The sequence below is a fragment of the Stenotrophomonas sp. YJH_SMC_133 genome, assembly GCF_059370655.1.
This window is the reverse complement of the sequence record NZ_JCAFTW010000009.1, coordinates 134,235-154,811: the sequence shown is the minus strand read 5'-3', so window position 1 is coordinate 154,811 and position 20,577 is coordinate 134,235. Positions and strand designations below refer to the sequence as shown.

The following is a 20,577-nucleotide window of genomic DNA, read 5'->3' as shown; positions in this document are numbered from 1 at the left end:
TGCACTGGGCGACCTGCGAAAAGGACCGAAGATGAAGCCACAAGGAAAGCGCCCGATATGCATGCTCGCTGGACTGCTCGTTCTTCTGGCTACCGCGTGCCGACCCGAGGCGGCTCGCGACGCAGGCTCGATCGCAGAGGCCCATCGTCCGGATCTGGTGCCGCTTGTGCGCGCCATGCCCACCTGGTCAATGGATGAACCATTGGCGGTGGAATTCGATGTGGATGTTCCCAGCAGGAATTCCTCTCCAACGCTCATGATCGGCATTCGGGTCAATCGTACGGACGACGTCCCGGCACTGGAGGCACTGGTCGATGTTCAGGCATCCGGGCTCCAGGCCAACGTCTCCATGGCGCGCCTGGAATCGGGTGGATGGAAGGACGTGCCGTTGCTCCGGCTGGAATCGATCATCGGGGAACCTGCCCGGACGATTCCCATCCCCGCCGATGGTCGAGTAACCAGCGCGTGGCTGGACGATGCTGACGTACTGGCGCTGCAGAATGCTGGGCTGGAACGACCCGGTGATACCTACGCACAGCTGGCCTTCGCATGGGCAAGCAATCCCTCGCCGGGCCGATACCGGGTTGAAGTGCAACTGCATTCGCCTCTGACGCAGCTTGATCCGTATCACCCCGAACTGCTGATTGCCTACCTGCGCAGGCCCAAGTAGCGAAGCACTCAGCTTCTTGGATTGCTGGCTGGTTCACACATTCAGCATGCCAGTCGTGGCCCCAACTTTGTCCTCCACCTGCCCCCCATCCCACCTATGCCATCATCCGGCCAGGACCGCAGCACCCATCAAGGCTGAACAGGCATGGAGCAGGCAACACGCTACACCGCAACGCTGTACCTGGCCGCCCCCGGCACCCCACTGAAGAGCGGGGGCATTTCGCCGCGCGGCCACATGTACCTGCAGGTGGCGGCGGGCGACGAGGCCCACAGCTATGGCTTCGCACCACCGCGCCAGGTGCCGGGCGAAACCCGCTCCGGCGTGCAGTACGCGCAGGTGCGCCACGATGATGCGGACGAGCATCTGGACCCGTACTACAGCCGCACCCTGGAAATCACCGAGGAGCATTACGGCTGCCTGCGTGATTTCGCCGAGGAACCGGCCGAGTTCGAATTCGACGTCGATCGCCCGGCCACCATCAATCGCTGCAGCGATTTCGTCTGGGCGGCGCTGCACTATGCGGGCTTGCATCCGCTGCCGGCGCCGCTGGACGGCGGCAGCAACCTGGGCGAGTTCGCGGTGCTGTTCAACCTGCCGGAAATACAGTGCATTGCCGCGCCGTTCCCGGGCAGCGATCTGAATGCCGAAACCCATCACGCGATGCCCGAGCGCGAGGCCGAGCGTCATCGCCAGGGCGACCGCGCCAGCGATGAGCCGCCACCGACGCCGATCGAAGTGGCCGGCACGCTGCTGGACCCCTCGCATCCAGACCACCGTCTGTTCTCGCAGCTGATCCAGAAAGTGGCCGAGCTGGATGCGGCGCATGGTCGCCCGTTCGATGCGGCCAGCCAGCGCATCAGCGCCAGCCTGCTGGTGCTGGCCAAGCAGAACAATCTCTCGCGGGTGGACCACGTGCTGCTCAGCCAGCCAACGAAGAGCAGCCATGCGGCAGAGAGCATCTTCATCGTGCAAGGCGATCACAATGACCCGGGGCACCGCCGCGCCAGCATCGCCACTGAAGTGGCGGCCACGACCGATGTGGCCGATTCGCTGCGGTTGAAGGAGCAATGACGCGGCCACTGCGGCAGAGGCTGGTGTTACTGGCGGTGCTAGGCGCGCTGGCGGCATGCCGTGTGTCACCAGCGCCTGAGATTGCGCCGCCCCTGCTGACGCGCGCACAGGCCGAGGCGCGCACGGTTGTGCCGTTCACGCGAGCCGTGCAGTTGCAGAAGGCCGGCCGGATTGCCGAGGTCACGTTTGATTTGCCGGCACCCCAGAAGCCGGCCATTCCGATCCTGAACATCGGGCTGCGGCTGCAGGATACCGACGCCCGACGGCTGCTGGATGCGTCGGAGAAGATCACTCTCGGACGTTTGCCAACGCGGCTGCACCTGGAGCGAATTGATGGCAGCGCGCCTCGTCATGTACAGCTCTGGCAGCGTACTCGCGATGGACGCGACTCGCAGAAGATCGCCGATGATGGCGTGGTCACAGACCTGACGACGGGGAGCGTGGACATCAACAGCTTGGCCGAGGCCGGGTTGTACTCTGAAGGCGTGCTCTATCGCACGCTGCAGCTGGCGCAGGTCGGAGGCATTACACCCGGGCGCTACCTTCTGCGGGTGGACCTCGTGGAGGATCGGCCCCAGCTGGAAGGCCTGAAAGCAGAACTGATCGTTGGCTACCAATCACTAGGAAAGTAGACATGCACAAGGACGATGCCGAGCGCTACAGCGTAACCATCCATCTGGCGGCCCCCGGCACGCCGCGCTACGGCCGAGATGCTGAGGGAAACAGGTTTCTGCTGGAGCCCTCGTTCGCGGGTCACATGTTCCTGTCGCTGCGCCGTTCGGGTGAACCCTTCCCGGAGAGCATGGGTTTCACCCACGCAGGCACCAAGGACGAGCCGAACAGGGGCAAAGTCGATGACATGGACGTGTCGGTCTACGACAAGCCCCGCTTCGAGCGCACGATCGAGATCAGCAAGGAGCAGTACGACCGCATCCTCGAGTTCTCCGCAGACCCGAAGAAGCACGGCTTCGACATGAACTACGACTTCTTCTCCAACGCCTGCACCGATTTCGCATGGGGTGCCCTGAACCACGCAGGGCTGCGCCCGGTGGGGCTGGCCGGGGAGATCACCAACTACGAGGGCGCTACCAGGGTCCTGGACAACATCCGCGCGGTCAACGCCATTCCGCAGCAGGTGAAGGGCAGCGAGCTGGACAGGGTGCAGTGGAACCCGATGCCGAAGCAGACGTTCCGCGAATGGATGTTCACCGAGAACGGCGAGCAGTGGCGCGGCAACAGCAGCCTCGCGGCAAGCGCCACGCCCGCAGACCCGGCGCACGACGATCATGCCCGCCTCAACCAGATCCACCAGCAGGTGGCCGACCTCGGCGCTTTCGGTGCACGCAACGGCAATGTCAGTGCCAGCCTGCTCGCGCTGTCGAAGGAGCAGCAGTTCTCGCGCGTGGACGAAGTGGTGCTGGGCGAGCAGCGCGGTGATACCGCACCGAAGCTGTTCATCGTGCAGGGGGACCGCAGTGACCCGGCACACCAGCGCGCCAGCATGCCGGCGGAGGTGGCTGCGCAGGCACCGGTGGAGGCCTCGTTCGATCGTGTCGCGCAGTTGCAGCAGAACGAGCCGCAGCGAGACGCGCAGCGCCTGCAGGAGGAGCAGCAGCTTCAGCAGAGCCACGGTCCACGGATGGCATAGCCGCGGGCGCAGCATCGAAGTCGAGCGTCGGCCATACCCGCGCCGGCGCACGCCACGCCCCCCACCTGCTACCATTCCCCCGCAACCCCAGCCAGCCCACCCCGCGCAGACAGATGCGGTGCGGGCCGTCGTAGAACGGCCCAGCGAGCCAGGACACCCTCCCGTGCCCATTCAAGGACGCTCGCATGTTCCGTACTCCTCTCTTCCGCTCGGCCGCCCTGGCCGTTGCCGTTTCGCTTAGCCTCGGCGCGCCCTCGGCGTTTGCCGACAATGCACCTGCCGCCAGCGCCACCGCCGCCGTACAGCGCCAGGCCGTGGCCAAGGGCCTGTACGAGCTGGCCTACAGCCCGAAGCAGAACGCCGTGTTCGTGGCCTCGTCCGGCGGCTTCGGTGATGACGCCGGCCCGGCTCAGGTGCTGCGCCTGAACCCGGCCACGCTGGCCGTGGAAACCCGTATCCCGCTGGAGCGCAAAGCCTTCGGCGTGGTGCTGGATGACGCCCACAACCGCCTGTACGTGGGCAACACCGTAGACCTGTCGGTGACGGTGGTCGACACCGCGCAGAACAAGGCCGTCGGCACCATCCAGTTGATGGAAAAGAAGACCGGCAAGGACGGCAAGGCCGCCTACACCCACGACCTGCGCGAGCTGGTGGTCGACAGTGCGGCCAACCGCCTGTACGTGACCGGACACAGCAGCCAGCCGGACGTGAGCAGCGTGCTGTTCGTGATCGATACGAACACGCTGAAGGTGATCAACACCATCGACGGCCTGGGCAATGCCAAGGCGCCGGGCCTGGCACTGGATGCGGCCAACAAGCGCGTCTACACCAGCAACTTGCTGGCCGACCTGGTGGTGGTGGACACCGATTCGAACACGGTGGTGGCGCAGCACAAGATCGCCGCCGAGCAGCCGATGAACATCGCGCTGGACCCGGCCGGCAAGCGCCTGTTCGTAACCGACCAGGGCTCGGAATTCCTGCGTGGCTACCAGGCCAAGAGCAGTGGCCTGGTCAGCAAGCATCCGGGCCAGCGCGTGCTGGTGCTGGACCGCAGTACCGGCAAGGAACTGGCCAGCATCCCGACCGATGCCGGCCCGCTGGGCATCCTGCTGGATGCACCGCGCAAGCGCCTGTACGTGACCAACCGCGAAGCCGGTACGGTGACCGCCTACAACAGTGACAGCTACCAGAAGGTGGCCACCTACACCGTGCCGACCCACCCGAACAGCCTGGCGCTGGATGCGAAGAACAACGTGCTGTTCGTGAGCATCAAGAACGGCGAGAAGGATGACAAGGGCGCTGACGAGAGCGTGGCGCGGATTCAGCTGTAACTGCGTGCACAGGCTGTAAACGCAGGGGCAGGGCGCAACGCGCTGCCCCTTTTTCATGTCGCAGCGTTTACCCCAGCCGCGGCGCGGGGTTCTGCATTTCCTGCGCCTGCGCCTCCGCCGGCTGCTGCACACCCAGCCCCAACTTCTGCATCGACTGCTCCACCGGCGTCTGCGCCGCCACCGCGGTCGGCATCATCGCCCGCAGGTGCGCCGGATTGGCCGGGTCGCCCTGTACCACGAAGATGTTGTGTCCCGCCGGCTGGTTGGCCGTGGCGTTGCTGACCAGCACGTGGTCGACCTGCTGCAGGCCCTGCTCGCGGGCGAGCACGGTCAGGCTGGCGGTCAGACGCTCGCTGGTCTGGTCGAACGGACGGCCATGCTGCGCGTCCAGGGCGGCCACGCCCTGGCGGATCTGCTGGTTGAGGCCGTACTCGGGATGGTTGGGGGTGATCTCTGCCATGGGTCGATCTGCAGCGGTAGGTCGTGATGGACCTGGGCAGTATAGAACCGGCTAGTGAACCACCGCATCGCGGCGATCAGTCCGCCGGCCGATGGTCGTAGCTGATCACCCGCTCGGCCAGCCAGCGCCCGTCCACGCGGCGCCAGACCTGGATGAAGCGGGCCTGGCCGGTCCAGTGCTCGATGCCGTTTGCATCGCGCTCGTGGAAGCGGTGGTCGCCGATCTCCAGAGCGCGATCGTCGTGCAGCGGAAACACCTGCAGCGAGCTTTCCACCAGCTCGCGGCGCAGATGGGTGCGGTTGGCGCGGGTGCTGTCGCACAGGGCGGTCACGCTGCGGCGGAAGTCGTCGCGCTTGCTGGCGGACTTGCCCGCCTTGTCATGGAAGAACTCCATGTCTTCAGTGGTCATGGTCGCGGCCTTGTCGGGGTCGCAGTCGTCGAACGCGGCGGCGAACAGCTGCGCGTCGGCCTGGTGGATCTGCTCGCGCAGGGTTTCGTTAGCGCTCGGGGCGGCGGCCAGGCCGGCAGCAAGCAGGGGCAGGGTGAGCAGCAGCATGGCGAGGCTCCAGGACGGGATTCACGCAGGCTCGCACGGCGCTCCGGGGGCCGCAGCCGCCCTGCGACGAAACGGGATTTCCAGGGAGTGAATGCCCGCATCTATGGATTGGCCGGGTGGCGTGGCCTGTGCAGGTGGTGTCATGGCGGCCGGCGATTCCATCACAGTCGCGATAGGAGCCGACCCATAGCCTGAAAGCCTCCCCTTCCACAGGAGCTCCCATGCCTGCTTCCCGCGTCCGCCTGCACGTTGAAGACACCGGTGGCGATGGCCGCCCGGTCATTCTGATTCACGGTTGGCCGCTGTCCGCCGATGCCTGGAAGACGCAGGTGTCGATCCTGCGCGACGCCCAGCACCGGGTGCTCAGCTACGACCGTCGTGGCTTCGGCCGTTCTGACAAGCCGGCAGAAGGTTACGACTACGACACGCTGGCGGCGGATCTGGCCGGGGTGATCGAGGAACGTGACCTGCGCGACGTCACCCTGGTCGGCTTCTCGATGGGCGGCGGTGAGGTGGCGCGCTATGTGGCCAATCACGGGCAGGAGCGCCTGCACAGCGTGGTGTTTGCAGCCGCCGTGCCGCCGTATCTGCTGCGCGGCGAGGACAATCCGGAAGGTCCACTCACCCAGGAGAAGGCCGATGAAATGCGCAGCGGTCTGGAGAAGGACCGCGAAGCCTTCTTCGATGGCTTCACCCGCGATTTCTTCAGTGCCAATGGCCAGCTGATGGTGACCGAAGAGACGCGTCAGGCGGCCATCGCGCTGTGCCATCAATCCGATCAGACGGCGGCGCTGGGTTGCATGCACGCGTTCGCGACTACCGACTTCCGCGACGATCTGAAGAAGATCACGGTGCCAACCCTGATCCTGCACGGTGACAGCGATGCCATCGTGCCGTTTGAAGGTTCTGGCCAGCGCACGCACCGGGCGATCGCGGGCAGCGAAGTGGTGATCCTGGAAGGTGCGCCGCATGGCTGCAACACGAGCCATGCGGACCACTTCAATCTGGCGCTGCTGAACTTCCTGAAGCGGTAAGCTGCGGCCATGCGCCAGACCAAGACACCCCCGTGGAAGAAGCCCAACCCCAAAGGCCAGACCTCGCAGCCGCTGTCGCCTGCGCAGAAAGAGGCGGCGCGGCAGCGGGCGGAAGAGAATGGGCGGCGTTATCCGAATCTGGTGGACAACATGTGGGCCGCGAAGCTGCCGCGCGGGTCCTGATCTGTAGAGTCGAGCCGAGCCGTGTTCGACCCCGCACGGTGCCCATCCACGCATGGCGTGGATCTACTGCAACAGCAGCCTGGCTTAGCCCGGCATCTACATGCCGTCCAGCGGCGTCCAGCCGGGTTCCAGCCATGGTGAGATCTCGCTCTGGCGGACGGTGATTGCCTCCGTCGGCAGCCCCGCCAAGTGCGCAAGCTCTGCACGCAGCAGCTCGGAATCCACCGGCGCGGCCGTAGCCACCTGCAGCCGATCACCCTGATGCCTCACTTGAACCGGTAGCGTGGCGCGCGCGTCATGCTGGCCGCCGGTGCGCCCGATCGGGTAGCGCATTGTTACCGGCCGTGACAGCTGCGCCAGTGCGGGCTGCCACGCCTGCAGCACGAGGGGCTGCCCGGCAGCGGGAACATGTACTTCAGCAATCGTGGCCGGGTAGCCTGTAAGGCTCTCGACCAGCACCTGGAAGCGCGCGCCATCCGGCATGACCAGCACGGCGGCAATCAACGCAGAGAACGAAACGAACACCGCCGCGAGGTTCCAGCTGCGCGGCGCGGTGGCCGGGCGCGTTGCGGTGCGCAGGCCCGGTCTGCGCCGCAGCTTGCGCGCGTAGATGCGCCGGTCCTTCCTGCGCGGGCTGCTGCTGTGCTCGGGCAGGTTCAAGGGCACCCGTGGAAGGCGCGCCACGCGGGCCTTGATCAGGCGCGACAGCAGCATCCACGCGATCACGAACGCCAGCAGCGGAAGCAGCGTTCGCACCCACAGATACAGCGTGACCATCCACAACACCTCTACATGCGACCATCCATGCTCATCCACATCCTACCGGGACCACGCGGCGGTTGTCGTATCCGCCAGCCGACAAGCACAGGGCGCTTGGTTAGGATGGTCCTTTGTTGTCACGGATGAACCGATGGTCTCTGCTGCTGCCCGCTTCTGTCGTATCTGTGGTCCTGGCCCGATTCTGCTGGCACTGCAGGTGGTGGCGCTGCTGGCGGTAGCCCTTGCAGCCGGCTTCTTCCACTACCGCGTGGGATTGCTGCTGGAGCCGGTGGATGACGCATGCGGTGGGCCTGATCCTGTCGCGCGCATGCAGGTTGCAGAACAGCTGCTGGCGCGGTCCGCTGCGCTTGCACCATGGCAACCGTTGCAGTGGATTCCGATGGCAGGCGTGGTACTGGCGCTGCTGGGCGCGATGTCGATCAGCGTCTACCGCCTGGGGCGTCTGTCCGAACGCCTGCGACGCGCCAACTGGGGGGTGATGGCCCTGCATGCCGCGATCCTGGCGCTGGCGCTCAGGGCATTGCATCTGTACGACATGGCATGGACCAGCGTGGCCAAGCTGTCTCCGGCGGCATGCCTGGTGGAACTGGGCGAACAGGGCCGGCTGCCACTGGCACAGGCGCAGCAGGTGGTGTTCGAGATCCTGACCCATGAGCATGCGCCGTTGCTGCGCAATCCCGATGACCTTGCCCTGGTGCTGGTCGCGTTGATGCTGGTGGCAATGGCTGCAGGATTCATGCTGTGGCGGGCGATCGTGCGCGAACGTCAGGTGCAGTCGCCCAGCCCCTGAGGGGGGTGTGACCGACCACGCGCCCGCAATCGCGCTACAGTCTGCGCTTCGCTCCTGCAAGGATGTGCTGATGCGTTGGTTGCTGCGTGCTGTACCGCTACTGCTCTGCTCGTTGGCGGTACACGCCGCTGAAGTGGATCGCCGGATCGCGGTGACCATCGACGACCTGCCCTGGGCGCGGGTGGACGAGATCGTTCCGCCGGATCTTCAGGCGCGGCACGAAGCGCTGATGGCGCAGCTGCACCAGGCGGGTGTGCCGGTAGTTGGCTTCGTCAACGAGAACAAGCTAGAGATCGATGGGCAGGTGCAGCCGGCGCGGGTGCAGATGCTGCGCGACTGGCTGGACGCCGGTTATGTGCTGGGCAACCACACCTACTCGCACATGGACCTGAACGCCAAGGGCGTGCCTGCGTTCCAGCAGGATTTCCTGCGTGGCCAGGCGGTGCTGCGGCCGTTGCTGGCCGAGCGCGGGCTCAAGCCGCAGTGGATGCGTCACCCCTATCTGCGTGCCGGGCGCACGCCTGAAGAACGCGCGGAGATGGACGTGTTCTTCAAGCAGCATGGCTACCGCGTGGCACCGGTGACGGTCGACAACGGCGAGTGGGTGTGGGCGTTCGCCTATGCCAACGTGATGAACGAGCAGCCGGATTCCCCGGCGCGCGAGGCGACGCTGGCGCAGCTGCGCAAGGGCTATGTGCCGTACATGCTGAACAAGCTGGACTACTACGAGAAGCAATCCCAGGCGCTGCTGGGCTACGCGCTGCCGCAGGTCTGGCTGATGCATGCGAACGAACTCAATGCAGCCACGTTCGCCGAACTGGTGACGGCGACGAAGCGGCGCGGCTATCGCTTCATTTCGCTGGACGAAGCGATGCGTGACCCGGCCTATGCACGTGGTGCCGAAGGCTACAGCGGCCGTTACGGCCCGAGCTGGCTGCACCGCTGGGCGATGGCGGAGAAGAAACCGAAGGACTTCTACGCCGGTGAACCTGAGGTGCCGTCGTGGGTGATGAAGCTGGCGAAGGTAGACTCGGAATGAGGCTCAGCGCTTGACGGCCAGCACGCCGTCAAGCGCCAGTTCGGCCTTGAAACCGGCCTTTTCCAGGCGCTTGGCCACTTCACGCGGCACGTCACGGCCGCTGGTCAGCTTGTTCGGCGCGCCGGTGTAGTGGAACAGGCGACCGCCCTTGCGGATGACGCGGGCGAGATGGTCGTAGAACACCTGCGAGTACAGTTCGCCGGCGATGCCGAAGCGCGGCGGGTCGTGCAGGATCGCGTCGACGCTGTTGCTGGCCATCTGTTCGATCTGCTGCGAGACATCGCCGTGGCTGAATTGCAGGCGGCCACCAGCCGCAGCCGATTCCGGATCCGGCGACCACGGGTTGAGCGTGCGCAGCCACATCACGTCGGCATTCTTCTCGAACGAACGGATCTGGCCGACGCCGGCCTCCAGCGCGCAGGCGGCGAAGTAGCCCAGGCCACCGCAGGTATCGAGGATGACCTTGCCGGCCGGGGCGACCAGCTCCACCTTGCGACGCGCGTCCTCGAACGGTGACAGCTTGGAGGTCGGCAGCATCTTGATGCCGTCGATCTCGAAGGTCGGTGCGCCCCATTCGGTCGGCACCAGCTTGATCAGCGAACCGCTGTAGCGCGAGATCGGTTCGAAGTCCTCGCCGTCCCAGTAGTACAGCGTGCGGTCCTTCAGCTTGCCCGGCCACGGGTAGGGCTGGCCACGGAAGCGGAAGCCGTCGGCATCCAGCGCCACGCTGTCCTCGCTGCGGCCGAGGTCGAGCGAGCCCTGCCAGTCGGCAGCGCCCTTGTCATGGGCACGGCGCAGGGTATCGGCGCTGTCGCGGGTCAGCAGGGGGCCGGTGTAATGGGGCACGGCGGGTACCGGGGCGGTTCGGGGGAGGGCATGGTACCGCAGCTGTTGCCGGGGCCACGTGTGGCTGCTGCAGTAGAGCCACGCCATGCGTGGATGTAGACGGGAGGAGCCGAGCGCGGGCTCGGCGCTACCGCTGGCTGGTGCAGCTGAAGCCGTGCGTGGCTCCTTGTCCTGAAATCATGTTGACGCCACGCGAGGGCTGCATGCCCTGCAGCGCGCACGACCGACGATGGACGTCCTGGGTTTCCGGTGGCTGCCGATCAAAGTCGTAGCGCAGGCTGCCGTCTTCCTGCAGCAGCCAATGCACGGTAACGCGCTCGTGGCGACCATCACCGAGATCCCAGTCCAGGGTGCGCATGATCAGGGTCTGGCCATCGGCCAGCTGCCGGACTTCGTCATAGGCACCCTGGGTCTTTGGCGCGCTTACCGCAAGCAGCAGAAACAGCAGCATTGGCATCGCTCCTCAAAGAAGACAGGATGCGCCCATAGTGCCCTGAGTCGCCATCAGAATCATTGCGTCTTACGGGCACTTCACCGCATACACCGGCCCAGCACCGATCAGCATCAGCGCCATGTAGTCACTATCACTGGCCTTGCCCTTCAATGTCGCGCCCTTGTTGAAGTGGAAGATGCCGAAGCCACCGGCCATGCGGATCAGCGCCTCGTCGATCTGTTCTGCGTCATCACGGAAGTAGCGGCTGATCTCGCTGCGGGTGGCCTTGTGCAGGGCATTCGGCTCGCGCTGCCACTGCTCGCCGCGGCTGAAGGAGACGAAGTACTGGCCGCCTTCCTTGTCGATGCGGAAGTCGGCCGGTTTGCGCGCGCCGGTGGCGAAGCAGCCCTGCAACGGGTCGGCGCTGAAAGGAAGCCCGGCATCGCCACTGCAGGCGGTGAGCAGCAGGACGGCACCGGGCAGCAGCAGGCGGAGCGTGCGCATGGGATGTCCCGACGGGGCAGGTGCGGCTAGTGTAGGCAGCACACGGGCGTGGTCCGTACAGAAATTCGGCAAGGACACAGGGGTTTTCGGATGGCGCAGGGCAAGGCACCGTGGTGCGGCATGGCCAGTTGGCTGGGGATCGTGGTGGGCTGGGGGGCAGGCAGCCTGGCTGCGCAGGCGGCGGTGGCCGCAGGCGGTAATGGCATGGCCGCAGGGCTGGGTGTGGGCGTGCTGGGCGCGGCACTGGTGGGCTGCGGTCTGGCGGTGGCCTCGCGCGTGCGCGGCGAGCGCTGGCCGTGGATCGGCATCGGTGGTGCGGTGCTGAGTGCGCTGCCGTTACTGATGTACCTGCTGCGGATGATGCTGAAGCTCTAGCGGTAGTGCCGGCCGCTGGCCGGCAACGCTGTATTGTTTCCGGAGCCCATGAGGTTGCCGGCCAGCGGCCGGCACTACCCGGCGTGGATCAGGCGCTGCGGTGGATCTCCACCGTTACATGCACCAGCTCTTCATGAATCGCCAGCGCGTTGCGCACGGTATCGGCATCCAGACGGGCGTCGCTGGTAACCACGCTGGCGCTGACCGCGTACTTGCCGCGACCGACCTGCCAGACGTGCAGGTCGGCCAGGCGCGCCGGCCAGGGGCCCTGTTCGATCACTTCGCGAACTTCGGCCACCACCGGTGCGTCCATCTGCGCGTCGAGCAGGATGCGGCCGCTGTCGCGTAGCAGGCCTACAGCCCACACCGTGACCAGCACGGCGCCGACCAGGCCCATCACCGGGTCCAGCCAGGTCAGGCCCAGCAGCTTGCCGCCGAGCAGGGCGACGATGGCCAGCACCGAGGTGGCGGCGTCGGCCAGCACGTGCACGTAGGCCGAGCGCAGATTGAGGTCGTGACCGTGCGCATGGCCGTGATCGTGGTGTTGGTGGTCATGCCCGTGATGATCGCCATGGTCATGCCCGTGGTGGTGATGCGCGTGGCCCGGGCTGTCGTGCAGCCACCATGCGCAGAGCAGGTTCACGCCCAGGCCTACCGCAGCGATGGCGATGGCTTCGTTGTAGTGGATCGGCGCCGGTACCCACAGCCGCTGCAGTGACTGCACGGCCATCAGCGCGGCGACGCCGAGCAGGGCGATGGCGCTGGTGTAGCCGGCCAGGATCTCGATCTTCCAGGTGCCGAAGGCGAAGCGCGGGTCGTGCGCGTAGCGGCGCGCGCAGCGGTAGGCGAACACCGCCAGGCCCAGCGCCAGCGCGTGCGAACTCATGTGCCAGCCGTCGGCGAGCACGGCCATGGAGTTGAACCACCAGCCTCCTACGATCTCCACCAGCATCATGCCGACGGTCAGCCACAGGGCGCGGCGGGTATTGCGTTCGGCCAGCGGGTTGCCGTCGTCGAAGCGGTGTTCGTGGCGACGGGCGGCGGCGAGGGCGTCCAAGTGCATGGGGGGACCAAGGGGGGTGGAGTGGATACCCCCATAGGGTATATGATCCCGCCATGGCCCATGTACACAGGAATCGAAAGCAGCTGCTGACCCGGGTGCGCCGCATCGCGGGCCAGGTGGCGGCGTTGGAGCAGGCGCTGGACCAGCCCGAGGGTAAAGCCGGCGACTGTGCGGACGTGCTGGTGCAGGTCGCCGCCGTGCGCGGTGCCGCCCACAGCCTGCTGATGGAGCTGCTGCACGAGCACCTGCAGGAACACGTGGTGGGTGCCGACGACCCGCAGCAGCGGGCGGACGAGGCCGCGGTGCTGGTGGAGCTGCTGCGCCGCTACGGCAAATAGGCCGGGGGGCGGTAGAGTCGACTGTCAGTCGACTGCTCTTCGTACAACCAACGAAAAACCCCGCGCTTCGCGCGATAGTCGACTAACAGTCGACTCTACCCCCGTGCCGGTGCCGCGCGTTCCAGATATGCGTTGCGGCCAGCAGCAGGCTGCCGGTGACCGTCATCGGCGTTTCCCAGTCATGTGAGGGCAGCGCCAGCGCGCCGGCCAGCAACAGGCCCAGACCGACGCCGGCGGTGGCCCAGGCCAGTACGGGCAGCGGGTGACGGCGTTCGGCCCGCCACAGCGCGTAGCCGGTCAGCGGCAGGGCGATGGCCACGAACAGCAGGTGCACCCATTCCGCTTCGGCCCAGGTGCCGAACAGGGGGAGCGCAGCGGCCAGCAGGGGCAGCGCCAGGCAGTGCAGCAGGCACAGGCTGGACAGGGCGACCGCGCCGGCATCAAGCAGGGCGGCAGAAGGCGACTTCATCGGGGGAGGTTCCTTGCGCAACAATTGTTATACAGTAACATTTCCGTTCCGCAGCCAACCCGCTCCGACATGAACACTGTTTCCCGCGCCGACCGTCGCCTTCCGGTCACCGTGCTGTCCGGCTTCCTCGGGGCCGGCAAGACCACCCTGCTCAACCAGATCCTGCGCAACCGCGAAGGCCTGCGCGTGGCGGTCATCGTCAACGACATGAGCGAGGTCAACATCGATGCGCAGCTGGTGCGCGAGGGTGGCGCCGAGCTGCGCCGCACTGAAGAGACGCTGGTGGAATTCAGCAACGGCTGCATCTGCTGCACGCTGCGCGATGACCTGCTGCAGGAAGTGCGGCGCCTGGCCGATGCGGGTCGCTATGACTATCTGCTGATCGAATCGACAGGCATCGGTGAACCGATGCCGGTGGCGGCCACCTTCGCGGTGCGCGACGAGCATGGCTTCAGCCTGAGTGATATCGCGCGGCTGGACACGATGGTGACGGTGGTCGACGGCAGCGCGTTCCTGGCCGACTTCGGCTCGACGTCGCGACTGGCCGAGCGCGGCCAACAGGCCGGCCCGGAGGATGATCGAGGTGTGGTTGACCTGCTATGCGAGCAGGTCGAGTTCGCCGACGTGATCGTGGTCAGCAAGGTGGACCAGGTGGATGACGAAGTGTTGCAGGACACGCTGGCCGTGTTGCGTGGCCTGAACCGCGACGCGAAGCTGCTGCTGTCCAGCTTCGGCGATGTGCCGCTGGCCGAGCTGCTGGATACCGGTCGCTTCGACATGGAGCGTGCGCAACGTGCGCCGGGCTGGGTGAAGGAACTGCAGGGCGAGCACACACCGGAAACCGAGGAGTACGGCATCGGCAGCTTCGTCTACCGCTCGCGACGTCCGTTCCACCCGGCGCGCTTCGCCCGCGCGCTGCAGTCCGGCATGCCCGGCGTGATCCGCAGCAAAGGCTGGTTCTGGCTGGCCAACCGCATGGACTGGGTGGGTGAGCTGAACAGCGTGGGCGCGGCGACGCGCACGCAGGCGGCGGGCTTCTGGTACGCCGCACGTGACCGCGTGCGGGCCGGGCTGGAAGACACCGCGCCGTTGTTGCCGCCCACGCCGCTGCCTTACAGCGACCTCGGATGGGCGCGGCAGCAGGCCGATTGCTGGAGCGCGCCGCTCCCGGGGCCTGAAGAATTCCCGGATGAGGCAGCGCACACGGCGATGCAGCGGCTTTGGCACCCGTTGTGGGGGGATCGCCGCCAGGAACTGGTGGTGATTGGCGTGCACATGGATGAGCGCGCGGTGCGTGCGGAGCTGGATGCGTGTCTGCTCAACGACCAGGAGCTGCGTGCGGGGCCATTGCTGTGGCAGCAGTTGCCGCAGGCGTTCCCGGTGTGGAAGCGTTGACGGTGCATTGAGGATCCATGGGTTGCCGGCCAGCGGCCGGCACTACCCCCTGGTCGATACGTCATGCGTGGATGGATGCATGGCGGAGTCGAGCATGGCTTGACTCTACAGACTGTCGCGCCACTGCCAGCCCCCGGTGCTCACCTGCAGCACGTGGGTCGGTCGCAATGCCTGCAGCAGATGCCGGTCGTGGCTCACCATCAGCAGCGCGCCCGGCCACGCCGCAAGCAGTTCCTCCAACGCCTGCAATGCGCTCAGATCCAGCGCATTGCCGGGTTCGTCCAACAGCAACAGCTGGGGCGCGGGATCGGCGTACAGCACGCTGGCCAGCGCACCTTTCACGCGTTCGCCATCGCTGAGGCTGTGGGCTGCCCGCTGGATGCGCTGTGCATCCAGCCCGAGCAGGGCCAGCCGCGTGCGCAGCTCGCCTGGGTCCGCGCCCGGGTTGGCGGCCTGCACGGTGTCGAGGATGCTGCGCTCGCCGGACAGCCCCAGCAGCTGCTGGTCGAGCAGGGCCAGTGGCGCATGCCGTTGCACGGTGCCACTGCGTGCCGGCAGCTGGCCGGCCAGCACACGCAGCAGGGTCGATTTGCCGCTGCCGTTGTCACCGACCACGGCGATGCGCTGGCCGCGGCGGATCTCCAGCTGCAACGGTGCACTGCAGCCATGTGGCAGCACCAGCGCCTCGGCCTGTAGCAGGCGCGTGCTGCCACGGTCACCCGCACCGGCGAACAGTGCCAGTTCCGGCGCCGCGTGCACCGCCGATGCCGCTGCGCGCAGATGCTCTGCGCTGGCCTGCAGGCGTTCGGCCTGCACCTGTTGTGCGCGGCCGTGGCTGGCCTCGGCGCGCTGCTTCTGCCGGCCGAGCAGGATCGGGGCCTGGTTGGCCTGCTTCGCATCGCGGTTGCCACGCGCCTGGCGTTGTTGTTGCCGTTCGTGCTGTTCGCGCGCGCTGCGTTGCTGCTGGCGGTGCTGGGCGCGCGCATGATCGAGCTGAGCGGCGGCAGCTTCGCGCTCGGCGGCGCGCGCATCGGCATAGTGCTGCCACGGTCCGCCGTAACGATGCAGCCCGCGCCCATCGAGTTCGACGATCTGCTGCATGTGCGCCAGCAGCTCGCGATCATGACTGATCACCAGCAGGCCACCGCGCCACTGCTGCAACTGCTCGTACAGCTGTTGGCGATGGCGTGCATCGAGGTGGTTGCTAGGTTCGTCCAAGATCAGCCAATCGGCACCGCTGGCCCAGGCACCGGACAGCGCGACCTGCATGGCCTGGCCACCACTGAGGCGCGCGGCCGGCTGGGCGGGATCGAGATCGTCGGGCAGCCGAAGCGCCTGCCATTGCTGCTGCAGGCGTTCGCGCAGATCCCAGCGGTCGCCGACGCAGGCGAAGTCGGCCTCGTCCACGCTGCCGGCTTCGATGCGTTGCAGTGCGGCCAGTTCCGCGCCGACGCCGGCCAGTTCACCGACCGTGCCGGCGGGTGGATAGCCGGGCGTCGGCAACAGGAACACGCGGCCACTGCCGCGCACCTGGCCAGTGTCGGGCAGCAACCGTCCGGCCAGCAGGCGTGCGAGCACGCTCTTGCCGGCGCCATTGGCACCGACCAGGCCGGTGGCGACCGGTTCGAAGGAAAACGTCAGATCGGAAAACAGCGGGCGGCCGTCGGCCAATCGATACGACACGCGATCGAGCGTGAGGGAATGCGGAGTCATGCGACCTCCATGGATGCCGGGTTCTCCCCTGCGCGCAGGGGCGGGAAGAGTCAGGCCGTCTGGTGGGAAGACGGCGGCATCAATGGCGCATTGGTCGCGAGCCTCTGGGAGGAATGAGCGGCCAGTATAGCGGGGCTGGCTGAATGGTTTGATGGCGCGACTCTACAAAGGCATCCACGCATGGCGTGGATCTACTGTGGGCCGGGCATGGGGTGGATCGATCGCCTAGGGCACGGTTTCCAGGCGTGCGCTGACGAAGTCGATGAACACGCGCAGTTTCGGTAGCACGTGGCGGCCGGAGGGCCACAGCAGGTGGAAGATGCCGCAGGAATGCACATGCTCGTCCAGCACGGTGACCAGGCGGCCATCGGCCAACGCATCGCGCACCGAGTGCACTGGCACGAAGGCCAGGCCGATGTCACGCAGGGCCAATGCCACGCGCGCTTCGATGGTGTTGGCCACCATGTGCACTGGCAGTTCCTGCGGTGTTTCATGGTCGGGCCAGTGGATCGGCCACAGTTCCAGTTTGCCGGTACTGGGGAAGCGATAGTGCAGCAGCGTGTGCTGCATCAGATCGGCCGGTGTGCGCGGCGTGCCGCGCCGCTGCAGGTAGGCGGGTGAGGCGACGATGCGGCGTGGAAACACACCCAGGCGTCGTGCGTTCATGCGTGAGTCGCTGGGCTCGCCGACGCGCAGTACGGCATCGAAACCTTCCTCGATGACGTCGACCAGCCGATCGCTGAAATCGAGGTCGAGGCGGATATCGGGATAGGCCGCCATGAACTCGGCCATCAGCGGCAGGGTCAGGTCGCCCACCAGTGGCAGGCCGATGCGCAGCGTGCCGCGAGGCGTGGCGTGCGGTTGTGCCAGCTCGGTGCGTGCGGCATCGCGCTCGTCGAGGATGCGCCGGCAACGCGCCAGGAACAGCTGGCCTTCGGCGGTGAGGGTGATGCTGCGCGTGCTGCGGTGGAACAGGCGCACGCCCAGCGCATGCTCCAGGCGGGCAACGCATTTGCCGGCGGCCGAGGCCGAGATGCCCTGCAGGCGCCCGGTCTCGACGAAGCTGCGGGTATCGGCCGCGTGCACGAAGGTCTGCAGGTTGGCGAGGTTGTCCAGGACTGACATGGGCGTGTGGGCGATGAAAGCGGCAGGGTAGGTCGGCGCGGCCGTAGTGGACGGCTCCGCCATCGCAACACTGTGGTGCGGGGTGGCGTTGGGACCGTTGCGGCCTTGCAGTTCCGGCCATCATGCCGATTGCGGACTGCACGGTCCATGATGCCCGGAGCGGCAACCGGCTTTTTGCGCTGCGCCGTGCTGCCTAACGTGGCGGGCCTCTCCCCACGGATTCCCGCGATGAATGCCGCTCCTTCCTTTGAACCCACGCCGACGCTGCCATCGGTGCAGCGGCTGCTGCAGCAGGTGCACCCGCAGCGCCTGGTCGGTGCGGTGGTGCTGGTGTGCGAGCACGGTGTGCAGCGCCACGCCAGCGCCACCGGGCTGGCCGATCGCGAGTCGGCAACGCCGATGCAGCGCGACCAGTTGTTCCGGCTGGCATCTGTGAGCAAGCCGCTGCTGACCACGGTGATCCTGCGCCTGGTAGCAGAGGGCGTGCTCGACCTCGATATGCCGGTGCAGCGCTGGCTGCCGGACTTCCGCCCGGCACTGGCCGACGGCAGCACGCCGCCGATCAGCCTGCGCCAACTGCTCAGCCATAGTAGCGGGTTGGGCTATCGCTTCCTCGAAGCCGATGCCGACGGCCCGTATGCGCGCGCTGGGGTCAGCGATGGCTTGGACGCGAACGCGCTCTCCCTGGCCGACAACGTGCGCCGCATCGCGCAGGCGCCACTGCTGTTCGCGCCGGGCAGCCAATGGCTCTACTCGTTGGGCGTGGACGTTGCCGGTGCCGTTGCCGAAGCAGCGACGGGTGAAACGCTGCAGGCACTGTACGAGCGCTTGCTGGCCGCACCGCTGGGCCTGCGCGACACCGCCTTTGCTGCGCGCAACGCGGCACGCTTGGCCACGCCCTATGTAAGCGACGCGCCGCAGCCGCATCGCCTGCAGGAAGGCGAGGTGGTCGCTCCGTTCGAGGGTACGGTCGGCATCGAATACAGCCTCGCGCGCGCCACCGATGCCAGCCGTTTCCCCTCGGCCGGGGCCGGCCTGGTCGGTACCGCCGATGACGTGATGGCGGTGCTGGAAGCCTTGCGTGATGTGCAGCGTTCAGGCCTCCTGCCGTCCGCACTGGCAGCGGAGATGGCCAGCCCGCAGGTCGGCGAGCAGGGACCGCCGGAACCGGCCGGCTGGGGCTTCGGCCTGGGCTTTGCGGTGCTGCGCGATGCGGCCGCAAGCGGTACGCCGCAGAACGCAGGTACATGGCGCTGGGGCGGTGCCTACGGGCACAGCTGGTTTGTCGATCCTGTGCGCGGGCTGAGCGTGGTGGCGCTGACCAACACCCTTTACGAAGGCATGGACGGTGCCTTCGTCGATCAACTGCGCGATGCGGTGTATGCCGATGTGGGGACCGTGCGATGAGCGGCCATGCCATCGATGCAGCCAGCCCCGCCGGTGAAGCCACGCGCCTGCCATGGGCCGGCCTGCTGGCGTTGGCCGGTGGCGGCTTCATCACTCTGCTGACCGAGACCCTGCCGGCCGGTGTACTGCGGCCGATGGGCGACAGCCTCGGCGTGAGTGATGCGGCGGTCGGCCAGCTGGTCAGCGTGTACGCACTGGGCTCGGTGATGGCCGCCTTGCCGATGACCGCACTGACCCAGCGCCTGCCGCGACGCCCCTTGCTGCTCGCTGCGATTGCCGGCTTCGTGCTGGTCAACACGCTGACCGCACTGAGCAGCAGCTATCCGCTGATCCTGGCCGCGCGTTTCCTGGCCGGCGTGAGTGGTGGCCTGCTGTGGTCGCTGGTGGCCGGTTACGCCGCGCGCATGGTGGTGCCGTCGCTGCAGGGCCGGGCAATCGCGGTGGCGATGGTTGGATCGCCGTTGGCGCTGTCACTGGGCGTACCGGCGGGCACCTTGCTGGGCCAGCAGATCGGCTGGCGTTGGGCGTTCGCGCTGATGAGCGTGCTGGGCGTGGGGCTGCTGGCGTATGCACGTTGGGCACTGCCGGCCTTGCCCGCCGCCGGTGCCGGCCGGCGCATACCGCTGGGCACGGTGTGGCGCATGCCGGGCGTGCGCAGTGCACTGCTGGTGATGGTGCTGTACGTGCTGGCGCACAACGTGCTCTACACCTACATCGAACCGCTGGCGGTGGAGGCCGGCGCCGGCCCGTGGCTGGACCGTCTGCTGCTGGCCTTTGGCGTGGCCGCCATCGCCGGCATCGGCATTGCCGGCTGGGGCGTGGACCGTCATCTGCGCACGCTGGTGTGGGCGGCGGTGATCGGCTTCATCGTGCCGGTGCTGGCGCTGCTGCTGTGGCCGGGCGACGCGACCGCGCTGCTGCTGGCGACGATCCTGTGGGGCGTGGCCTTCGGTGCGGTGCCTACGTTGTTCCAGACCGCATTGGCACGGCGTGCGGGTGCCGCCGCGGATCTGGCGCAGTCGATGCTGGTGACCGGCTGGAACCTCGCCATCGCCGCCGGAGGCGTTGCAGGGGGTGTGCTGCTGCAGGCGGGCGGCCCGAACCAGTTGGGATGGCTGCCGTTGCTGCTGCTGGCGGTGAGCGTGGCGTGGCTGCTGGCACGGCCGAAGGCCTGGGCGTAGGCCCAGAGCAAACGTTACGGAGGTGCCGGCCAGCGGCCGGCACTACCGTGGTCCCCGCCATCCACGCATGGCGTGGATCCACCGAGCGCAGCGACCCGCGTTCGCCTTTGCCTTCTTCTGTTGATTCCGTGGCGAGACGCCGCCGGAACCTGTCAGAGGCCGGGGC

24 protein-coding genes are annotated in these 20,577 nt (G+C 67.1%); 14 read left to right on the top strand and 10 right to left on the bottom strand.

Annotated features, from left to right (window positions below):
- Positions 1 to 61 precede the first annotated feature (61 nt).
- The 5 genes from AC5P78_RS14570 to AC5P78_RS14550 all read left to right on the top strand — a co-directional run bounded on the left by AC5P78_RS14570 (position 62) and on the right by AC5P78_RS14550 (position 4,720).
- Positions 62 to 670, top strand: a complete 609-nt coding sequence (locus tag AC5P78_RS14570) for a hypothetical protein (protein WP_155761087.1) — start codon at positions 62 to 64, stop codon at positions 668 to 670.
- Positions 671 to 814: 144 nt separating this feature from the next.
- On the top strand, positions 815 to 1,741 hold the full coding sequence (locus AC5P78_RS14565; protein ID WP_414498438.1) for an XVIPCD domain-containing protein: 927 nt from the start codon (positions 815 to 817) through the stop codon (positions 1,739 to 1,741).
- Entirely contained in the window at positions 1,738 to 2,373 is a 636-nt protein-coding gene (locus AC5P78_RS14560) for a hypothetical protein (protein WP_049437017.1), read from the top strand. Before AC5P78_RS14565 ends, AC5P78_RS14560 begins: the two co-directional genes overlap by 4 nt.
- A gap of 2 nt (positions 2,374 to 2,375) precedes the next feature.
- A complete protein-coding gene (locus tag AC5P78_RS14555) occupies positions 2,376 to 3,389 on the top strand; it encodes an XVIPCD domain-containing protein (RefSeq protein WP_414498439.1) in 1,014 nt (337 codons plus the stop codon).
- Positions 3,390 to 3,574: 185 nt separating this feature from the next.
- Positions 3,575 to 4,720 (top strand): YncE family protein, encoded by a 1,146-nt coding sequence (locus tag AC5P78_RS14550; protein WP_414498440.1) that lies wholly within the window; start codon positions 3,575 to 3,577, stop codon positions 4,718 to 4,720.
- A 67-nt stretch (positions 4,721 to 4,787) separates the two neighbouring features.
- On the opposite strand, the gene AC5P78_RS14545 is transcribed toward AC5P78_RS14550, so the two are convergent.
- Together AC5P78_RS14545 and AC5P78_RS14540 are read right to left on the bottom strand one after the other, a co-directional pair.
- Positions 4,788 to 5,180 (bottom strand): XVIPCD domain-containing protein, encoded by a 393-nt coding sequence (locus AC5P78_RS14545; protein WP_312384175.1) that lies wholly within the window; start codon positions 5,178 to 5,180, stop codon positions 4,788 to 4,790.
- 76 nt (positions 5,181 to 5,256) lie between these two features.
- Positions 5,257 to 5,736 (bottom strand): nuclear transport factor 2 family protein, encoded by a 480-nt coding sequence (locus AC5P78_RS14540; protein WP_305730365.1) that lies wholly within the window; start codon positions 5,734 to 5,736, stop codon positions 5,257 to 5,259.
- Between the two features lie 221 nt (positions 5,737 to 5,957).
- Between AC5P78_RS14540 and AC5P78_RS14535 the strand changes: the two genes are divergently transcribed.
- Together AC5P78_RS14535 and AC5P78_RS14530 are read left to right on the top strand one after the other, a co-directional pair.
- Complete coding sequence (locus AC5P78_RS14535; RefSeq protein ID WP_305730364.1) at positions 5,958 to 6,770, top strand: alpha/beta fold hydrolase; 813 nt, start codon at positions 5,958 to 5,960, stop codon at positions 6,768 to 6,770.
- Positions 6,771 to 6,779: 9 nt separating this feature from the next.
- Positions 6,780 to 6,953, top strand: coding sequence for a hypothetical protein (locus tag AC5P78_RS14530; protein WP_005412082.1), 174 nt, complete (start codon positions 6,780 to 6,782; stop codon positions 6,951 to 6,953).
- A 96-nt stretch (positions 6,954 to 7,049) separates the two neighbouring features.
- On the opposite strand, the gene AC5P78_RS14525 is transcribed toward AC5P78_RS14530, so the two are convergent.
- Complete coding sequence (locus AC5P78_RS14525; RefSeq protein ID WP_414498441.1) at positions 7,050 to 7,730, bottom strand: hypothetical protein; 681 nt, start codon at positions 7,728 to 7,730, stop codon at positions 7,050 to 7,052.
- A gap of 133 nt (positions 7,731 to 7,863) precedes the next feature.
- Here AC5P78_RS14525 and AC5P78_RS14520 point away from each other — a divergent pair, with 133 nt between their 5' ends.
- Together AC5P78_RS14520 and AC5P78_RS14515 are read left to right on the top strand one after the other, a co-directional pair.
- Positions 7,864 to 8,523 carry a hypothetical protein gene (locus AC5P78_RS14520; protein ID WP_043033956.1) on the top strand — a complete coding sequence of 220 codons (660 nt, stop codon included), beginning with the start codon at positions 7,864 to 7,866 and terminating at the stop codon, positions 8,521 to 8,523.
- A 70-nt stretch (positions 8,524 to 8,593) separates the two neighbouring features.
- Positions 8,594 to 9,562 (top strand): polysaccharide deacetylase family protein, encoded by a 969-nt coding sequence (locus tag AC5P78_RS14515; RefSeq protein WP_414498442.1) that lies wholly within the window; start codon positions 8,594 to 8,596, stop codon positions 9,560 to 9,562.
- Between the two features lie 3 nt (positions 9,563 to 9,565).
- Here the strand turns inward: AC5P78_RS14515 and AC5P78_RS14510 are convergent, their stop codons facing one another.
- From AC5P78_RS14510 to AC5P78_RS14500, 3 genes are all read right to left on the bottom strand, one after another.
- Positions 9,566 to 10,408, bottom strand: coding sequence for a class I SAM-dependent methyltransferase (locus tag AC5P78_RS14510; RefSeq protein ID WP_414498443.1), 843 nt, complete (start codon positions 10,406 to 10,408; stop codon positions 9,566 to 9,568).
- Between the two features lie 127 nt (positions 10,409 to 10,535).
- Positions 10,536 to 10,859: a hypothetical protein gene (locus tag AC5P78_RS14505; protein WP_495217229.1), complete on the bottom strand. Its 324-nt coding sequence runs from the start codon at positions 10,857 to 10,859 to the stop codon at positions 10,536 to 10,538.
- Between the two features lie 69 nt (positions 10,860 to 10,928).
- Entirely contained in the window at positions 10,929 to 11,345 is a 417-nt protein-coding gene (locus tag AC5P78_RS14500; RefSeq protein WP_414498445.1) for a hypothetical protein, read from the bottom strand.
- Positions 11,346 to 11,435: 90 nt separating this feature from the next.
- Between AC5P78_RS14500 and AC5P78_RS14495 the strand changes: the two genes are divergently transcribed.
- Positions 11,436 to 11,720, top strand: coding sequence for a hypothetical protein (locus AC5P78_RS14495; RefSeq protein WP_208044070.1), 285 nt, complete (start codon positions 11,436 to 11,438; stop codon positions 11,718 to 11,720).
- A gap of 88 nt (positions 11,721 to 11,808) precedes the next feature.
- Here the strand turns inward: AC5P78_RS14495 and dmeF are convergent, their stop codons facing one another.
- Positions 11,809 to 12,783 carry a CDF family Co(II)/Ni(II) efflux transporter DmeF gene (gene dmeF, locus AC5P78_RS14490; RefSeq protein ID WP_099490180.1) on the bottom strand — a complete coding sequence of 325 codons (975 nt, stop codon included), beginning with the start codon at positions 12,781 to 12,783 and terminating at the stop codon, positions 11,809 to 11,811.
- A 53-nt stretch (positions 12,784 to 12,836) separates the two neighbouring features.
- On the opposite strand from dmeF, the gene AC5P78_RS14485 reads away from it, so the two are divergent.
- A complete protein-coding gene (locus tag AC5P78_RS14485; protein WP_019337974.1) occupies positions 12,837 to 13,121 on the top strand; it encodes a metal-sensing transcriptional repressor in 285 nt (94 codons plus the stop codon).
- Between the two features lie 82 nt (positions 13,122 to 13,203).
- Here the strand turns inward: AC5P78_RS14485 and AC5P78_RS14480 are convergent, their stop codons facing one another.
- Positions 13,204 to 13,590, bottom strand: coding sequence for a MerC domain-containing protein (locus tag AC5P78_RS14480; RefSeq protein ID WP_099497472.1), 387 nt, complete (start codon positions 13,588 to 13,590; stop codon positions 13,204 to 13,206).
- Positions 13,591 to 13,659: 69 nt separating this feature from the next.
- Between AC5P78_RS14480 and AC5P78_RS14475 the strand changes: the two genes are divergently transcribed.
- On the top strand, positions 13,660 to 14,985 hold the full coding sequence (locus tag AC5P78_RS14475) for a GTP-binding protein (RefSeq protein WP_133050820.1): 1,326 nt from the start codon (positions 13,660 to 13,662) through the stop codon (positions 14,983 to 14,985).
- Positions 14,986 to 15,090: 105 nt separating this feature from the next.
- Here AC5P78_RS14475 and AC5P78_RS14470 read toward each other — a convergent pair whose 3' ends face one another.
- Both AC5P78_RS14470 and AC5P78_RS14465 read right to left on the bottom strand, forming a co-directional pair.
- Positions 15,091 to 16,698 (bottom strand): ATP-binding cassette domain-containing protein, encoded by a 1,608-nt coding sequence (locus AC5P78_RS14470; protein WP_414498446.1) that lies wholly within the window; start codon positions 16,696 to 16,698, stop codon positions 15,091 to 15,093.
- Positions 16,699 to 16,923: 225 nt separating this feature from the next.
- Positions 16,924 to 17,823 carry a LysR family transcriptional regulator gene (locus AC5P78_RS14465; protein ID WP_005407877.1) on the bottom strand — a complete coding sequence of 300 codons (900 nt, stop codon included), beginning with the start codon at positions 17,821 to 17,823 and terminating at the stop codon, positions 16,924 to 16,926.
- Between the two features lie 228 nt (positions 17,824 to 18,051).
- Between AC5P78_RS14465 and AC5P78_RS14460 the strand changes: the two genes are divergently transcribed.
- Complete coding sequence (locus AC5P78_RS14460; RefSeq protein ID WP_414498447.1) at positions 18,052 to 19,230, top strand: serine hydrolase domain-containing protein; 1,179 nt, start codon at positions 18,052 to 18,054, stop codon at positions 19,228 to 19,230.
- Complete coding sequence (locus tag AC5P78_RS14455) at positions 19,227 to 20,411, top strand: MFS transporter (protein ID WP_049459180.1); 1,185 nt, start codon at positions 19,227 to 19,229, stop codon at positions 20,409 to 20,411. Before AC5P78_RS14460 ends, AC5P78_RS14455 begins: the two co-directional genes overlap by 4 nt.
- Positions 20,412 to 20,577 lie beyond the last annotated feature (166 nt).

Excerpts from the sequence above, each read along its gene's own strand:
- AC5P78_RS14480 (WP_099497472.1), bottom strand. The coding sequence starts at position 13,590 with ATGAAGTCGCCTTCTGCCGCCCTGCTTGATGCCGGCGCGGTCGCCCTG.
- AC5P78_RS14475 (WP_133050820.1), top strand. The coding sequence starts at position 13,660 with ATGAACACTGTTTCCCGCGCCGACCGTCGCCTTCCGGTCACCGTGCTG.
- AC5P78_RS14520 (WP_043033956.1), top strand. The coding sequence starts at position 7,864 with ATGGTCTCTGCTGCTGCCCGCTTCTGTCGTATCTGTGGTCCTGGCCCG.
- AC5P78_RS14470 (WP_414498446.1), bottom strand. The coding sequence starts at position 16,698 with ATGACTCCGCATTCCCTCACGCTCGATCGCGTGTCGTATCGATTGGCC.
- AC5P78_RS14545 (WP_312384175.1), bottom strand. The coding sequence starts at position 5,180 with ATGGCAGAGATCACCCCCAACCATCCCGAGTACGGCCTCAACCAGCAG.
- AC5P78_RS14540 (WP_305730365.1), bottom strand. The coding sequence starts at position 5,736 with ATGCTGCTGCTCACCCTGCCCCTGCTTGCTGCCGGCCTGGCCGCCGCC.
- AC5P78_RS14535 (WP_305730364.1), top strand. The coding sequence starts at position 5,958 with ATGCCTGCTTCCCGCGTCCGCCTGCACGTTGAAGACACCGGTGGCGAT.
- dmeF (WP_099490180.1), bottom strand. The coding sequence starts at position 12,783 with ATGCACTTGGACGCCCTCGCCGCCGCCCGTCGCCACGAACACCGCTTC.
- AC5P78_RS14505 (WP_495217229.1), bottom strand. The coding sequence starts at position 10,859 with ATGCTGCTGTTTCTGCTGCTTGCGGTAAGCGCGCCAAAGACCCAGGGT.
- AC5P78_RS14570 (WP_155761087.1), top strand. The coding sequence starts at position 62 with ATGCTCGCTGGACTGCTCGTTCTTCTGGCTACCGCGTGCCGACCCGAG.
- AC5P78_RS14495 (WP_208044070.1), top strand. The coding sequence starts at position 11,436 with ATGGCGCAGGGCAAGGCACCGTGGTGCGGCATGGCCAGTTGGCTGGGG.
- AC5P78_RS14460 (WP_414498447.1), top strand. The coding sequence starts at position 18,052 with ATGAATGCCGCTCCTTCCTTTGAACCCACGCCGACGCTGCCATCGGTG.
- AC5P78_RS14465 (WP_005407877.1), bottom strand. The coding sequence starts at position 17,823 with ATGTCAGTCCTGGACAACCTCGCCAACCTGCAGACCTTCGTGCACGCG.
- AC5P78_RS14555 (WP_414498439.1), top strand. The coding sequence starts at position 2,376 with ATGCACAAGGACGATGCCGAGCGCTACAGCGTAACCATCCATCTGGCG.
- AC5P78_RS14485 (WP_019337974.1), top strand. The coding sequence starts at position 12,837 with ATGGCCCATGTACACAGGAATCGAAAGCAGCTGCTGACCCGGGTGCGC.
- AC5P78_RS14550 (WP_414498440.1), top strand. The coding sequence starts at position 3,575 with ATGTTCCGTACTCCTCTCTTCCGCTCGGCCGCCCTGGCCGTTGCCGTT.
- AC5P78_RS14560 (WP_049437017.1), top strand. The coding sequence starts at position 1,738 with ATGACGCGGCCACTGCGGCAGAGGCTGGTGTTACTGGCGGTGCTAGGC.
- AC5P78_RS14500 (WP_414498445.1), bottom strand. The coding sequence starts at position 11,345 with ATGCGCACGCTCCGCCTGCTGCTGCCCGGTGCCGTCCTGCTGCTCACC.
- AC5P78_RS14515 (WP_414498442.1), top strand. The coding sequence starts at position 8,594 with ATGCGTTGGTTGCTGCGTGCTGTACCGCTACTGCTCTGCTCGTTGGCG.
- AC5P78_RS14530 (WP_005412082.1), top strand. The coding sequence starts at position 6,780 with ATGCGCCAGACCAAGACACCCCCGTGGAAGAAGCCCAACCCCAAAGGC.
- AC5P78_RS14525 (WP_414498441.1), bottom strand. The coding sequence starts at position 7,730 with ATGGTCACGCTGTATCTGTGGGTGCGAACGCTGCTTCCGCTGCTGGCG.
- AC5P78_RS14565 (WP_414498438.1), top strand. The coding sequence starts at position 815 with ATGGAGCAGGCAACACGCTACACCGCAACGCTGTACCTGGCCGCCCCC.
- AC5P78_RS14455 (WP_049459180.1), top strand. The coding sequence starts at position 19,227 with ATGAGCGGCCATGCCATCGATGCAGCCAGCCCCGCCGGTGAAGCCACG.